The 15,530-nt window shown below is 45.4% G+C and carries 10 protein-coding genes and 4 pseudogenes; 8 read left to right on the plus strand and 6 right to left on the minus strand.

The features are described 5' to 3' along the window. Positions 1-5 precede the first annotated feature (5 nt). Positions 6-665, plus strand: a complete 660-nt coding sequence (locus tag DW996_RS01155; protein ID WP_118534622.1) for a 3'-5' exonuclease — start codon at positions 6-8, stop codon at positions 663-665. Positions 666-958: 293 nt separating this feature from the next. Continuing rightward, positions 959-2,590, plus strand: a complete 1,632-nt coding sequence (locus DW996_RS01160; protein WP_158575144.1) for a tetratricopeptide repeat-containing diguanylate cyclase — start codon at positions 959-961, stop codon at positions 2,588-2,590. Between the two features lie 25 nt (positions 2,591-2,615). Here DW996_RS01160 and DW996_RS14990 read toward each other — a convergent pair whose 3' ends face one another. Both DW996_RS14990 and DW996_RS01170 read right to left on the minus strand, forming a co-directional pair. Next, positions 2,616-3,020 carry a carboxylesterase family protein gene (locus DW996_RS14990; RefSeq protein ID WP_442969906.1) on the minus strand — a complete coding sequence of 135 codons (405 nt, stop codon included), beginning with the start codon at positions 3,018-3,020 and terminating at the stop codon, positions 2,616-2,618. Between the two features lie 18 nt (positions 3,021-3,038). Next, positions 3,039-3,955 (minus strand): annotated as a pseudogene (locus DW996_RS01170) (carboxylesterase family protein); the annotation flags it as partial. Between the two features lie 216 nt (positions 3,956-4,171). Here DW996_RS01170 and DW996_RS01175 point away from each other — a divergent pair. Both DW996_RS01175 and DW996_RS01180 read left to right on the plus strand, forming a co-directional pair. Then, on the plus strand, positions 4,172-5,587 hold the full coding sequence (locus DW996_RS01175) for an MFS transporter (RefSeq protein ID WP_158573022.1): 1,416 nt from the start codon (positions 4,172-4,174) through the stop codon (positions 5,585-5,587). Between the two features lie 228 nt (positions 5,588-5,815). Further along, a complete protein-coding gene (locus DW996_RS01180) occupies positions 5,816-6,694 on the plus strand; it encodes a DegV family protein (RefSeq protein ID WP_118534627.1) in 879 nt (292 codons plus the stop codon). Between the two features lie 40 nt (positions 6,695-6,734). Here DW996_RS01180 and DW996_RS01185 read toward each other — a convergent pair. From DW996_RS01185 to DW996_RS01195, 3 genes and pseudogenes are all read right to left on the minus strand, one after another. After that, positions 6,735-8,068, minus strand: a pseudogene (locus tag DW996_RS01185) (uracil-xanthine permease family protein). Between the two features lie 63 nt (positions 8,069-8,131). Continuing rightward, entirely contained in the window at positions 8,132-8,713 is a 582-nt protein-coding gene (locus DW996_RS01190; RefSeq protein ID WP_118534628.1) for a xanthine phosphoribosyltransferase, read from the minus strand. Positions 8,714-8,800: 87 nt separating this feature from the next. Beyond that, positions 8,801-9,247, minus strand: a complete 447-nt coding sequence (locus tag DW996_RS01195) for a DUF2383 domain-containing protein (protein ID WP_118534629.1) — start codon at positions 9,245-9,247, stop codon at positions 8,801-8,803. 145 nt (positions 9,248-9,392) lie between these two features. Here DW996_RS01195 and DW996_RS01200 point away from each other — a divergent pair, with 145 nt between their 5' ends. Continuing rightward, positions 9,393-10,088, plus strand: coding sequence for an HAD family hydrolase (locus DW996_RS01200; protein WP_118534873.1), 696 nt, complete (start codon positions 9,393-9,395; stop codon positions 10,086-10,088). Positions 10,089-10,186: 98 nt separating this feature from the next. Continuing rightward, positions 10,187-11,688, plus strand: a pseudogene (galT, locus tag DW996_RS14690) (UDP-glucose--hexose-1-phosphate uridylyltransferase). Positions 11,689-12,028: 340 nt separating this feature from the next. On the opposite strand, the gene DW996_RS13545 reads toward galT, so the two are convergent. Next, on the minus strand, positions 12,029-12,151 hold the full coding sequence (locus DW996_RS13545) for a hypothetical protein (protein ID WP_256386574.1): 123 nt from the start codon (positions 12,149-12,151) through the stop codon (positions 12,029-12,031). A gap of 434 nt (positions 12,152-12,585) precedes the next feature. Here DW996_RS13545 and DW996_RS01210 point away from each other — a divergent pair, with 434 nt between their 5' ends. Together DW996_RS01210 and DW996_RS14695 are read left to right on the plus strand one after the other, a co-directional pair. After that, positions 12,586-13,143 carry a TetR/AcrR family transcriptional regulator gene (locus DW996_RS01210; RefSeq protein ID WP_118280896.1) on the plus strand — a complete coding sequence of 186 codons (558 nt, stop codon included), beginning with the start codon at positions 12,586-12,588 and terminating at the stop codon, positions 13,141-13,143. Positions 13,144-13,234: 91 nt separating this feature from the next. After that, positions 13,235-14,791 (plus strand): annotated as a pseudogene (locus tag DW996_RS14695) (glycoside hydrolase family 2 protein); the annotation flags it as partial. Positions 14,792-15,530 lie beyond the last annotated feature (739 nt).

Below are 15,530 nucleotides of genomic sequence, written 5' to 3' on the forward strand. Positions count from 1 at the left end.
TACAGATGCTAGCACAGGGAGAAAGATCACCTTTGGCATTGGTAGAACGGCTGGATGCATTGGCAGAGATCCTGCGCAATAAGGAAGATGATAAAGAGGCAAAACTGGTCTTATCCACGATACACTCCAGCAAGGGCTTGGAATATGACACTGTCTATCTTCTGGATGTGGCGGATGGGATCTTCCCGGAGACAGTCCTGACATCTTACCGCAGTGCTGACAAAGAGGAGATTGCGGCGTATGAGGAAGAAAGAAGGCTCTTTTATGTGGGGGTCACGCGGGCAAAAGAAAATCTGATCCTCTTTCATGCAAAGACGAAATCGACTTTTTTAGAGCAGTTTCTGCCGGATCTGCGTGGAAGTGAGGCGGAGGCAGAACATATAGCCAAAAGACCCAATCCAAAGAAAACAAGTCTACAGGCAGATGGACAAAAGGCACTGGCGCGTTTTGCGTCCAGCAGAGAGTCCTATTCCAAGCAGGGCATCGTCCCTACCGTGCATCCGGGCGACATCGTGCTCCATAGCAAATACGGCAGGGGCGAGGTTGGAGCCCTTTTGGAAAAATCAGGAAAGATCCGTGTGTCTTTTGATGGCATCAACAAGACCTTTGCTTACCCCGGGGGCTTTTTGAACGGCAATCTGGTCGTGGAGGAGGACGAACTATAGTATATCAGGAAGGTCGCAGGCACTTTTTCTTCCATAAATTCGGTAAAATTTGCAAAAAGTTCTGCCTGGATCTTCTCTGCAACCGCATATTTATCGGCAAAATGATTACGATCCAATAGAGTAGAGAAATCCTTGAAAAATGTGAAAATAGTGTTATCATAGTTATAGATGACTAATTCGGGGGGAAATGGATTAGGAGCAGCAGGAATATGTGAGATCATGGGCGGTCTTTGGGTGTTCCTGCTGTTTTCGTACTATTTTTACATAAGATGAGGAAGGAAACAAACGGTATCATGGAAAGGTTTGAACCGGAAATCGAGGCATGCGTTGCAGAGGTAAAAGAGAGATTTCCAATGATCTTTACCCCTTTGTATCGGCAGTTTCGCAGATATTGCGAAAAGTTGTTTGAGTATGCGGCGAGAGAACAGTCTGATTATCTCTTCGCGCTTGCGTATTTTTACATGATGGAGTATTATGCCTCGGACAATGACTGTGTCAACGCGATCAGTTGTGGGCATGAGGGTATCAAATACCAGTTGGCAACGCAAGAGTATGAGTTGGTGGCACGGACATACAATGTACTTGGTGTATGCAATTTTGTCATGGGAAATTTTACCAAGGCGGTCGATTATTATTTATCCAGCATTGATTACAGCAAGGAATATCGTTTCGCGCAGATCCATGGGATGGCAGCATCCAATCTGGCAGATCTTTTCCGCTACAACAATGTCTACGAGAGAGCCATGTTCTATTATGCAGAGGCTGAGGAGTACATCATAAAGAGCGGGGAAGCGGAGACCAAGGAAACGACCTTTAATAATATGAACTGCATGCTTTGTAATAAGGGCTACTGCCTTTTAAACATCGGCAAGATCGATGAGGCGACTGAATGCGGTGAGCGCATCATAGACAATATTTACAAGAATCCGGATATTCCTTATGTCCAGTTTGGCGTACACACCTTTTTGGCGACTCTCTATCTGGCGCGTGATGAGCGGAGCAAGGCAGAGTTTCATCTTGGCATGGCGCAAAAGGATTTCCACCAGAGTGATAATTACACGGATTATCTGGATGATATCCGCGCCTATATTCAGGTATATATGGATCTGGAACAGTACGATGAGGTGACAAGGATCCTCAATTATTTCATCAAAAAGTGCGAGCAGGACAATGCGTCTTTCTTTATCTATAGTATGTTTATGGAAAAACGTATTCGTTGTGCCGCTATCCTAAAGGATCAGGTCGGCTATCTGGAATATACCAAGTGTTTTCTGGAAAGTTACTGGGAGCGTGGCATCTACAATCTGGAAGCCGTCGTGCAGGCGGAGAGTGCGCACAATGAGCACAAGCGCATCATGCATATGCAAAAGGAGATCACAGAGCAGAATGAAAAACTCATGATCAAGTCCAACCATGATGCCCTGACTGGACTGCCCAACCGTGCTTATTGGCACAGTTATGCAGAAGATGCGTTGGCAAAGGCGATCCGCAATGGTACGACTTTTGGCGTTGAGATCTTGGATATTGATTTCTTCAAATCGGTCAATGATACTTACGGACATATCGATGGCGATCATTATCTGGTGCATGTGGCAGATGCTCTCAGCAGTCTGGTGCAGGAAAATGAGGATGTATTTGCCGCACGTTACGGCGGGGATGAATTTGTCCTTGTCTATACCGGCAAGACAGACGAGGAGATCTGTCAGATGATGGCACATCTCAAAAGCAACATGGAGCGTATCGCACTGCCGGGCACAAGCCCTGTGGGCGTAGATTATATCACCTTATCGCAAGGATGTTGTCACTGCGTGCCGGAGACAAAGAACCGTTTGTGGGATTATCTGGCAACGGCGGACAAACTCCTGTATCAGGTCAAAAAAGACGGCAAGAATAATTATAAAGTAGGACGTTGGATAACAGAGTAGTTTCTGACAAAAAGAAGGCGATCCCTTATTTGGGATCGCCTTTTGTTAATGTATTATGCAATAATTTGAACCAGTTGGTCGGACCCATGGCAATAGCACTTGCCGGTTTTTTGATATGCAGCGCATGACGACCGGCAGGCTTCCAGGTTGGAAGATGGTCTGTATTTGGATCGCCTGTTTTGGCAAAAGCAACGATATAGGAGATCATTGCCTCAGAGACCTTGGTATCCTCGGCGTCGTAAGGTCGGTGGGATGCGTTCAGGGTTCCAAAGACATAACGAAGGTCGCTGGAATGGAAAGCACCATTATGGTCATTGCCGGGAGCATCAATGTCAAAGTAGTAAAGATAGGCGTGATTTGTCTTGGCATATTTGTGGGAGATATGTCCCATGATGATGGCATACATATCATTATTGGTGTAGCCCAGCATGTAGTCGATCGGCAGAGGGTGATCGATCAGAGTATCCACAGGTGCGCTGATCAGATAGCCGTCCACGACCGGCATGGTGTTGTAGGTGTTGTCCTTGCGACGGGATTTCAGTTCCTCGATCGCGGTAAAGATGGTCTTGGTATCTAAGACTTTTAGTTCATCTAAGGTTGAAACACCGGCGGTCGCCATCAGATCTTCCCAGTATTCATGGGTGTTTTCCGATGGGCGTGGCAGGGCAAATTTCGGGAACATGCCGCCACCGGATAACATGATGGCACGCTGGTAAAGTCCCTGGCATTTTGGACTGAGGCTTAAGTACTGGATGGAAATAGCACCGGCACTCTGTCCCATGACAGTGATGTTGTTGGCATTGCCTTGTAATCAGCGATGTTTGCCTTGATCCATTGCAGGGCGGTGAACTGATCGTCGAGTCCAAAGTTGCCGTCACGTCCGTATTTTTCCCGGATGTCCGGATGCGTCAGATAACCGAAGATGCTGACACGGTAGTGGATCGATACAAAAACAATGCCGCGTCTGGCATAGGCAGCACCGTCGATCGCACTGTCATAATTGGCACCGGAATCAAAGCCGCCTCCGTGGATAAAGACCAGTACCGGGAAAGGTCCGTCGCCGGCAGGGGAAAAGATGTTGAGGTTCAGGCAATCCTCGTCATAGTGGAAGGTCTGCCCCTGACGGAATTCATTGTGATAGAAAAGCCGTTCCGGGATTTCTAAATGTTCGTAAAAAGTGCGGTTCTGCGGACATACATTGCCGTAATGGGTGGCATCGTAAACGTCGTCCCAGTGTTCTACCGGCTCGGCATAGGCAAAACGCTCGGCGCTTGCGTAGCGGATACCAAGGTATTTATCGTAGCCGTCGCAGTGGATGCCACGGATCTGACCGCATTTGGTCTGGGTTGTGATAAAGTTCTCCATAATCGTCTCCTTATTTATACTCCTAAATTTGGATCTGTCTGTATTCTAGCACGAAAAGCCCAGTGTGGACAGGATTTTTTAAAAGAATTAAAAAATGTTAAAAAATTGCACAAAGTAACTTGCCATATGGAAAGAAACGTAGTAAAATGTAATAAATTAAATGAGTTAAATAATACAACTCGCGACATTATATTATTACAAAAAAGGAGAGTTATAATGGGGGAACAAAAAACACATGGTCTGACGACCAAGGAGAAAATGGCATATGCCTGCGGTGACTTTGGCGGGGTTTTGACTTTTTCTCTGATTTCATCTTTTTTAACAATGTTTTATACGGATTGCCTACATATTCCGTTGGCACAGATTACCATTCTGATGTTTGTGGCAAGAATTTGGGATGCAATCAATGATCCACTCTGGGGGGGCTTTATCGATTCCAGAAAGCCGACAAAGTGGGGGCGCTTCCGTCCTTATGTTATGTGGGCATCCATCCCACTGGCAGTAGCAGCGGTACTGATGTTTGTCAAGATTCCCGGACTGACGACCAACCAGTATCTGATCTACGCATATGTGACTTACATCTTATATGGTATGATGTACACAGGTGTCAACATCCCTTACGGATCTTTGGCATCCGTTATGACCGATGATCCGATGGAGCGTTCGTCTCTTTCTGTATGGCGTTCCGTAGGTGCAGGATTTGGTAATATCCCATCCATGATCTTACTGCCGCTTTTGGTATATTCTACTGTGATCGGTGCAGATGGTACCGAAACAAAGGTCTTAGATCCGACCAAGTTAGGATTTGCCGTACTTTGTATCGCAGTGGTATCTATTGGTATTTACAGCCTACATTTTAGAAATGTAAAGGAACGTATCACAGTTCCGCCAAAGCAGAAGCAGGAAGGTATGCATGTATTCCGTACCGTTGGGGATCTTTTTAAGAACCCGCCGTTCATTTTTCTGTGTCTGGTATCCATGCTTTTGATCGCATTCCAGATGTACACACAGACGACTTACAACTACCTCTTCCTGAACTTCTATGAGAAGCCGGGACTTTACAGTTTTGTGACCGTTTGTACTTATGTACCGATGGCATTGTTCTTACCGATCATTGGTAAGTTAGTCCGCAAGTTTGGTAAAAAGGAGATCTGTGCATTTGGTCTTGCTTTTGCCGCTGTTGTAAACTTTATCATGTATTTCCTCAAGTTTACACCGATGGTAAACAACCCATATGTCTTTATGATCCTCTTATTCTTCTCAGGCGCAGGACAGACATTCCTGACACTGGAAGTATGGGCATTGGTTATGGATGTTATCGATTACCATGAACTTCTTTCCGGCAGACGTGAAGAAGGTACATCTTATGCATTGTATTCTTTCACCAGAAAGTTAGGTCAGACCTTAGCAGGTGTTGGTGTACCGATCTTACTTGCAGTGATCGGCTACAATGTAGATGCAAGCAAGCAGTCAGCAGAAGTTGTTGCAAAATTATATGATATGGCAACACTGGTTCCGGCGATCGTGCTTTTGGTTATGTTCTTATTACTGACATTTGGCTATAAACTTTCAAAAGAAAAACTGGTTGATGTCTACGCAGAACTTGCAAAGCGCAGAGAGCAGGAAAATTAATAAATCTTTTTTGAGGGGCAGTCCCGAGTGAGGTATCTCACTCGGGACTTTTTGAGTGTAGAAGGGAAAGCGAGGAAGGGGGAGGCATTAGCCGGTCTGCCCCTATCCCCTCCCCCCTTCCTCGCTTTCCTTACCGCCATATTTATGCCATCGACTTGACAGCCTCATCTCCTTTGGTTATACTAGCACGAGTAATACACAAAATATCAAAAGTGAGGTATAAATACCATGATTAAGATAATTACAGATTCCGGATCGGATATTTTACAGGAAGAATGTGACAAGGTGCGGGTCCTTCCATTACATGTTTCTTTCGGAGAAGAACATTACCGTGATGGCGTTGATCTTTTACACGAGACCTTTTATGAAAAACTGATCGAGACTGATGTTTTGCCAAAGACCAGCCAGATCAGTCCTTATGAATTTATGGAGGCTTATCGGCAGGAACTGGATGCTGATGCATCGGCAGGAGAGGGGCAGATGAGCGACAAGCAGATCCTTGTTATCACGCTTTCCTCCAGGTTATCCGGTACTTACCAGAGCGCCTGTATCGCGGCAGAGGAATTTGAAGGTCAGGTCTATGTCGTAGACAGTGAAAACGTCACGGTGGGACAAAAATGCCTTGTCATGCGTGCGGTAGAACTGGTCGAGGCTGATTATGGGATAGATGAGATCGTAGGGATTTTGGAGGAGGAAAAGAAACAGATCCAACTGATCGCATTATTGGATACACTGGAATACCTGAAAAAGGGTGGACGGATCTCGGCAGCATCTGCTGCACTTGGTAATGCATTATCGATCAAGCCGGTTGTGGGAGTAGGTGCAGGAGAAATCCTTGTACTTGGAAAAGCGCACGGATCAAAGAATGGAAAGAACCTGCTGATGCAGCGGACCAAGCAGGCGGGAGGAATTGATTTTTCACGTCCTTTTTATTTAGGATATACCGGGCTTTCGGATAAGTTGATCTGCAAGTATATCGAGGATAGTCGTATGCTTTGGGAAAAGGCACACACAAAAGAGGAATTGCCGATCGTTTCCGTCGGGGCGGCGATCGGTACCCATGTAGGACCGGGAGCGATCGCGCTGGCATTTTTCGCACCGCAATAAAAAAGAATGTGCCAAAGCACATTCTTTTTATACATAATTTTTACGCCTCGGTATGGGCTTCCATATTCTTTGGCAAAACAAGATTTAAAATGATGGAAACGATAAATACGACGGCAACGCAGTTTTCTGCAAACACGGTCTGGATGATCTGCGGGAAAATAGCAAAGATTTCCGGTACCTGTGTAAAGCCGATGCCGACACTGAGTGAGAGTGCGGCGATCGTGATATTTCGCTGTGTAAAACCGGCTTTGCCCATCATTTGCAGACCGCTGATGACAATGTTACCAAACATCATCAGGGTACAACCGCCAAGTACGGCATCTGGCAGTGTGGCAAGCACAGAACCAAAGATCGGGAAGATACCGGCAAGGATCATGATCACAGCACCGGTAGCAATGGCAAAGCGGTTGACAACTTTTGTCATAGCGACCAGACCAACGTTCTGGCTGAAAGATGTGATTGGCATACAGCCGAAAAGACCGGAGAGTGCACTGATGAACCCGTCGCAGGCGATGGAGCCGGAGGTCTCTTTTAAAGTGGCTTCGCGGTTCAGACCGGAAGCGGCAAGTGCGGAGGTATCGCCGATCGTCTCGGTAGCGGACACCAAAAAGATCAGGGTCGTTGAAATAATGGCGTTGATATTAAACTCCGGTTTGAATGGCATGAGTGACGGGAAAGCAATGATCGCTGTGTTCTGCAGAGAAGAAAAATCAACTGCTCCCATAGCAATGGCAATCAGATAACCAACCACAAGTCCGAACAAAACAGATAACTGTTTGAAATAAGATTTTGCAAAAATATTAAATAGGATACAACATAAAAGTGTGATGCTTCCTAAGATCCAGTTTGTAGCGGAACCGAATGTTTCGCTGCCACTGCCACCGCCGAAAGAAGATGCTCCGACAGAAAGCAGGGAAAAGCCGATAGCGGTCACGACGGTCGAAGATACGATCGGTGTGATCAGTTTGATCCAGTATTTTGCCAGCAGTCCGAGAATACCTTCGATGATACCGCCGACAATGACGGCTCCGACAATGGCATTATAGCCATAGGCGACGCCAGATAGGTAAAGACAGAAACAAAGGTAAAACTGATCCCCATGACGATCGGAAGACCGGATCCAACCTTGTGGAAGATCGGGAACAACTGGATCAGTGTACCAATACCGGCGATCAGCATGGCTGACTGGATGAGCATGGCGGTATCCTGGGAAGAAAGTCCGCTGGCTCCGGCAACGATAAAGATCGGTGCGATATTGGATACAAACATGGCAAGAATGTGTTGCAGACCAAATGGTACTGCCTGCTTTACGGAAATCTTGCCATCAAGATGGTATAAATTTTCAATAGACGGGGTTTCTTTTGTAGATGTCATTTCTTATTATATATGGAACAATTCCATACAAGTCCTTTCTCTTAGTGTATTTGTCTGCTTATCCTACTGCTGACGAAAGACGATCTCTCCGCTTGTAGCGTCCATGCTCTCCACGATGGCGAGGGATTCCAGATGGAAACCGAGATTGCGAATGATGCGTCCGCCGTTCTGGAAGCCCTTTTCAACAGCGATACCGATGCCTTCTACGGTTCCGCCGGCTTCGTTGACAATGGAGATGAGTCCCTGCAGGGCACAGCCATTTGCCAAAAAGTCGTCGATGATCAGCACATGGTCATCCGGTCCCAAAAACTTGCGGGAAACAATGACGTTGTTCTTACATTTATGTGTGAAAGATTCGACCTCTGCCTTATAGACGTCGCCGTCGATGTTGATGCTCTTGGATTTTTTCGCAAATACGACCGGTACGTTAAAATGTCTTGCAACAATACAGGCGATACCGATACCGGATGCCTCGATGGTCACGATCTTATTGATATTTGCGTCGGCAAAGCGTTTCTTGAATTCAGCACCCATTTCATCAAAGAGGGCAATGTCCATCTGGTGATTCAAAAAACTGTCAACCTTTAGGACATTGCCTTCTTTTACAATTCCGTCTTTCACGATTCGTTCTTCTAAAAAGTTCATGATATCTTTTGTTCCTCCTGTTATGAACATTTTACAATTTTTTTGCTAAAAACAGACTATCAAAAAAAAGAGGAAAAAACAATCATTTTACAAAAATGCCTTCAACTGATTGCGCAGTTCTTCCTCGGCAGAAATGATCTTGCGGCAAAGATCTTTGATCTCGTCCCCGGCGCGTTCATATTCGTTCAAATATTTGCGCAGGGACTTGATGCCCATGTCACAACCGTCTGTGAGCAGGTCGGCGATGGTGGTGTCCTCGGCATCCAGTGCAATCTTGAGATTGGTGGAAAGGTAGGACATGCCGGAGAGGAGGGGATTCGGCGCGTCGCTTTCCTGCCCGTATTTTTGCAAGAGGGACTGTATTTTATCCTTCAGGTTCTCATGCGTATTTCTGCTTTTTTCTAAGACGGAGCGAAACTGGTCGTCACTGATCTTATCTGCCACCTGATGCATGGCAGAAAGCCCCATCTGTATGCCTTTGTCACATTCATGTAAGAGTTCGATGCTATCCTGTGAAATATTTTCTTGATCCATTTGATTATCCTCCAAAAAAATCTGTGATTTGTGTTATACTAAGACTACATATGGTTAATTTGTTACCAATGATGGAAAATTATACATGATAGCTCGCGCAAGTTGGGACAGGATGCGCGCAAATATAGAAATGAAAGGGAATAAGATGCAATATACAACAGTGCTTTTTGATCTGGACGGCACGCTGACAGAGTCGGCACCGGGGATTGTCAATTCGGCGGCGCATGCCTTGGAAAAATTTGGAATACATGTAGAAGACAAAAATGACCTTTTGTGCTTCGTGGGACCACCATTGATCGAGTCTTTTCAGAAATATTATGGATTAGATGAGGTGCAGGCAGTTCAGGCTGTTTCCTATTATAGAGAGTATTACAGCACCAAGGGCTTGTTTGAAAACAAACTGATCGACGGCATACCGGAACTTCTGCTTACCTTAAAAAGTGCAGGAAAGCAGTTACTGGTTGCGACAAGCAAGCCGGAGTTCTTTAGTGAGCAGATCATATCCCATTATGGGATACGTCCGTATTTTACCTATGTTGCGGGGGCAACGATGGATGAGACCAGAACGGCAAAGAGCGAAGTGATCGCCTATGCGATGGAGCAGATCCCGGGTGTGGCAAAGGGAAATATCGTCATGGTCGGAGACAGACATCATGATGTTGACGGAGCGATCGCCAATGGACTGGACAGCATTGGGGTGACCTTTGGCTATGGAGACCGGGCAGAACTTGCAGATGCAGGTGCCACCTATATCGTGGATTCCGTCGCAGAACTTCAGAATCTGCTCTTGCAAAATTCGTGGGATTTAAGTATAGTTAAGCATATGGAAACGAAATTATAGGATTTAGTTTCTTGTTGGCAATCATAAAGTAATCTAATTTACCCAATACACGTCAAAATACATTGTTATCTAAGCAATAAAAAGGAGGAGGAATAAATATGTTACAAGAAAGTATTAAAAAGTTGGTACAATACGGCATCAACACAGGATTGACCCCGGAGTGCGAGCGCATTTACACGACCAACCTGCTTTTGGATGTCATGAAGGAGGATGAGTACACGGATCCGGATTGTGATCTGTCTGACATTGTATTGGAGGATGTCTTAAAAGATCTTCTGGATGCGGCAGTAGAAAAGGGACTGATCGAGGATAGCGTTGTTTACCGCGACCTTTTTGATACACGTCTGATGAATTGTCTGATGCCACGTCCGGCGACTGTGCAGGCAAAATTTGCCGAAGAATACAAAAAGTCACCACAGGCAGCCACCGACTATTTCTTTAAACTCAGCCAGGACAGTGATTATATCCGTCGTTACCGTGTAAAGAAAGATAAGAAGTGGACCGTGGATACCAAGTACGGCACTCTGGATATCACCATCAATCTTTCCAAGCCGGAAAAGGATCCAAAGCGATCGCGGCAGCTAAGAATGCCAAGCAGTCTGCTTATCCCAAGTGCCTGCTTTGCATAGAAAATGAGGGATATGCAGGACGCGCCAATCATCCTGCCAGAGAGAACCACCGTATCATCCCGCTGACTATGAACGGCAGCAGATGGGGATTCCAGTATTCTCCATACGTGTATTACAATGAGCACTGCATCGTTTTCAACGGTCAGCATACACCGATGAAGATCGAGCGTGCGACTTTTGTGAAATTGTTTGATTTTGTAAAGACATTTCCACATTACTTCTTGGGCTCCAATGCAGACCTGCCGATCGTAGGCGGATCCATTCTCAGCCATGACCATTTCCAGGGCGGTCACTATACCTTTGCTATGGAAAAGGCACCGATCATTGAAGAATTTATGGTAAAAGGTTTTGAAGATGTCAAGGCAGGCATTGTGAAATGGCCGCTTTCCGTGATCCGGCTTTCCTGCAAGGATGAAAAGCGTATCATTGATCTGGCAGATCATATCTTGGGATGCTGGAGAACTTATACTGACGAAGATGCTTTCATTTTTGCCGAGACTGACGGAGAGTTACATAATACGATCACACCGATCGCCAGAAAACGCGGTGATATGTTTGAACTGGATCTGGCTCTGCGCAATAACATTACGACAGAGGAACATCCGCTTGGGGTTTATCATCCTCATGCCAAGTTGCACCATATCAAAAAGGAAAATATCGGTCTGATCGAAGTCATGGGTCTTGCTGTACTTCCTTCCCGTCTGAAAGGGGAGATGGAAGCCCTTGCGGATGCGATCGTAAATGGTAAGGATATCCGTGCAGATGAGACCTTGAAAAAGCATGCAGACTGGGTAGATGAATTTACTGCCGCATATGAGAAGCAGGGCATTAATATTGATGCGACCAATGTTGATGGCATTTTGGAACAGGAAGTTGGCAAGGTCTTCTGTCAGGTTCTGGAAGATGCCGGTGTCTTCAAATGTGATGAAAAAGGACTGGAAGAATTCCGTAGATTTATTGCTGTTCTTTAGGATAGAGTGAGGGACACTCCTTGTGGCAAAGGGAACGTCCCTCACGCACTTTTTACGCACAAAAATAGACCTGGCGATCTGCCGGGTCTTCTTAGGTTTATCAGATGAACGGCTTGCGCCGATTGTTTTCTAAAGTAGGTGCTTTTGGTAAATTACATATTACCAAAAGCATACTTGAAGAATGATACTGCATCTTCGCCGTTCTTTTCCTGTGCCTCTACATACTTATTGTAATTGTAAACTACATATCCAAGACTATTTGAGAATTCCATAATTCATATCTCCTTTCAAATCATGCTTTTAAAATTGAATCAAATCATACTGTAACTTTTCGTATCTCTTAGAACTGTCCTAAAGCAAATTTTAAGAGTGAAACTGGCTTCTGACCATTTGCGCTTGTTTTGTTAGCGTATGTGTTGTACTGGCTGAACAATTCACCGAATGCATCAAATTCGTTATACATATCTTTTCTCTCCTTTCGTTTTTTCTTTTTCAAAGGTGCTTTCCTTTGATGACCTTACTATAGCACCGCCTATAGGTAATGTCAACAAAAACTTTATGTTAAAATTGTGTAATGTGCATAAAAATAGGAGCGTTTACAAGCAAAATAACAAGTGGAGGAAAAATCACTGTGGTAAAAATACACAATATAGTAGTATATAAATTGTGCATAAACACAATAATAGATACGAAAACCGGAAAGGCTGTGAAAAAGAAAACGAGGAATTCGTACATTTTGCATAAAAATTTATTCTTTGAAATAATTGCCAAAAAAGGGGCGTTAAATTTGTAATATATGCTATGTTGCGGCAGGAGCAGACCGGTGTTACAATATAGGAAACGAAGAAACTGATTTTAGTTTTCTGGTTTCCTAAAGAGGAAAAGGGAGGACGCGGGATGGAGAAACGTATTATAGAAGGCGCTTTACATATTGTAGAAAAGCAGGGGGTCAAATTTACCATGGACGAGTTGGCATCGGAACTCGGCATGAGCAAGAAAACGATCTATACCGTTTTTCGAGACAAGAACGAACTTTTGATAGCAATGGTCGATTACGTCTTTGATTATATTAAGGAAAGCGAAGCTTTGGTCATGGAGGATAAGCACTTATCCCTCTTACAGAAGATTCGCAAGATCTTAGGTGTGATGCCGGAGAATTATACGGATTTTGATTTCACCCAGTTTTATGTTTTGCGGGATAAGCACCCGGAAGTCTATGAACGCGTCAGACAGCGTTTGGAGAGCGGATGGGAGATGACCAACCGCCTATTGGAACAAGGCGTAGAGGAAGGCTTGATCCGTTCGGTCGATTTCCGGGTTTTCCAGTTGGTATTTGAGTCTGCGGTAGAGCGCTTCATTATGGGAGACGAACTTGAACGCGAGGAAATCGACTACATGCAGGCATTAGAAGAACTTGTGACCATTATGGTTGATGGAATTGTGGTACACAGATAGAAAGAGGATGGCAAATATGAAAGATCGCATCTATTTGATGAGGGATTGGTTTTTTACCGAAGAATTTACAGAAGACATGATCGTCGATACCATGGATGTTTCCCTGGCACAGACCGTTTCTCTGCCACACACCTGTAAGGAAACACCTTATCATTATTTTGATGAGCATACCTATCAGATGGTATCCTGCTATCAAAAGATCTTATACGCACCGGAAGGCTGGCAGGGCAAACGCCTGCTTTTGACTTTTGAGGCGGTAGGACATGAGGCAGAGGTTTATGTCAATGGCAAAAAGATGGCAGAACACCATTGTGGCTACACCGCCTTTACGATCGATATATCAGAAGCCTTGCATTATGGTGCCGACAATCTTTTGACGGTGCGGGTAGACTCCAATGAGACATTGGATCAGCCGCCGTTTGGATTTGTGATCGACTATATGACCTATGGCGGTATTTATCGTGACGTTTATCTGGAAGTAAAGAATTCTATTTATATAGAAGATATTTTCTTAAAACCAAAGTTTGCAGAGACTGTAACGACCAAGGGTATGGATGCCAAGGCAATCGCACAGATGCAGGTATCCGGTATCTTGGCATCGGAAGTTACTTACTCGGTCAAAGCACAGGAAGCGATCAGTGCCGGTCAGGTCGGTATCCGTCAGATCGTGGATGATCAGGTCGTTTTGGAAGCCCCGATCGCAACGACATCCTTTAGCACACCAGTTGCGGATGTCATGCTCTGGGATATTGAAAGCCCAAGGGTCTATGAGGTGACCACCCAGTTGCTCTACCAGGGACAGGTCGTGGATGAAAAGAGGGTGACGGTCGGATTTCGGGAAGCCCTGTTTCGAAAAGACGGCTTTTACCTAAATGGCAGAAAGGTCAGGATCCGTGGTCTCAACCGCCACCAGTCTTATGCCTATGTCGGATATGCTATGCCGGAATCCATGCAGCGGCTGGATGCCAAGATTTTAAAGGAAGAACTTGCCGTCAATGCCGTGCGTACATCACACTATCCGCAGTCGCACTACTTTATGGATGCCTGCGACAGACTGGGACTTTTAGTCTTTACGGAAATGCCGGGCTGGCAGCATATCGGTGGTCAGGCTTGGCAGGATCAGGCAGTGGAAAATATCAAAGACATGATCGTGCAGTATCGCAATCATCCGTCCATTATCCTTTGGGGCGTGCGCATCAACGAGTCGCAGGACAATGATGCTTTTTACGAGAGAACCAATGCCACGGCACATGCCTTGGATGATACGAGACAGACCGGCGGTGTCCGTGCTATGAAAAAGAGTCATCTTCTGGAAGACGTTTACACCTACAACGATTTTGTCCACAGTGGTGCCAATGCCGGTTGTGAACCAAAGGAAAAGGTCACTTCCGATGTAGAAAAGCCTTATCTGATCACAGAGTACAACGGACACATGTATCCGACCAAGATGTTTGATTGGGAAGAACACAGACGCGAGCATATGATCCGCCATGCAAATGTCCTCGATGCTGTTGCAGGACAGGAAGATATCGCAGGTTCCTTTGGCTGGTGCATGTTTGACTACAACACCCACAAGGACTTTGGCAGCGGAGACCGCATTTGTTATCACGGTGTTTTGGATATGTTCCGAAATCCAAAACCGGCAGCTGCTGTTTATGCAAGCCAAGAAGACAGGAATCCGGTCTTGGAACTGTCATCGACTATGGATATCGGCGAGCATCCGGCTTGTAACCGGGGCGATACCTATCTGATATCCAATGCAGACAGTGTACGGATGTATAAGAACAACATCCTGATCAAGGAATACAAACAGAGTGATTCTAAGTATCAGAATTTAAAACATGGACCGATCCTGATCAATGATTATGTGGGGGATGCCATTGCAAAAGAAGAAGGCTATTCCAAGAGACAGGCAAAGATCGTCAAGGATTGTATGAACCATGTGGCAATGCATGGTATGCAGATCACACCAAAACTTGTCTGGAATGCTTTTCAGTTGATTTGTATCTACCATATGAACCCAAACGATGCGGTAGGTCTTTACAATAAATATGTAGGCGATTGGGGAGGCGAGTCCAAGCAGTATCGCTTTGACGCGATCAAGGATGGCAAGGTTGTCCGTTCCCTGATCAAGACACCGATGAAAAAAGCATCTTTGGCGGTTAGCCTGTCGGCAACGACACTGGTGGAAGATATTACCTATGATGTCATAGAGGCGCGCGTGCGAGCCGTTGATGAATATGGCAATCAACTTTATTATATGCAGGAATCACTTTCTGTCATAATAAGCGGTCCGGTCGAACTGATCGGTCCAAATGCAGTGCCACTTCGCGGAGGAGCCACAGGGCTTTATATAAAATCCATGGGGGAGCCGGGAGAAGCATCTG

Source organism: Roseburia sp. AM51-8 (assembly GCF_003478275.1).
GTDB lineage: Bacteria > Bacillota > Clostridia > Lachnospirales > Lachnospiraceae > Pararoseburia > Pararoseburia lenta.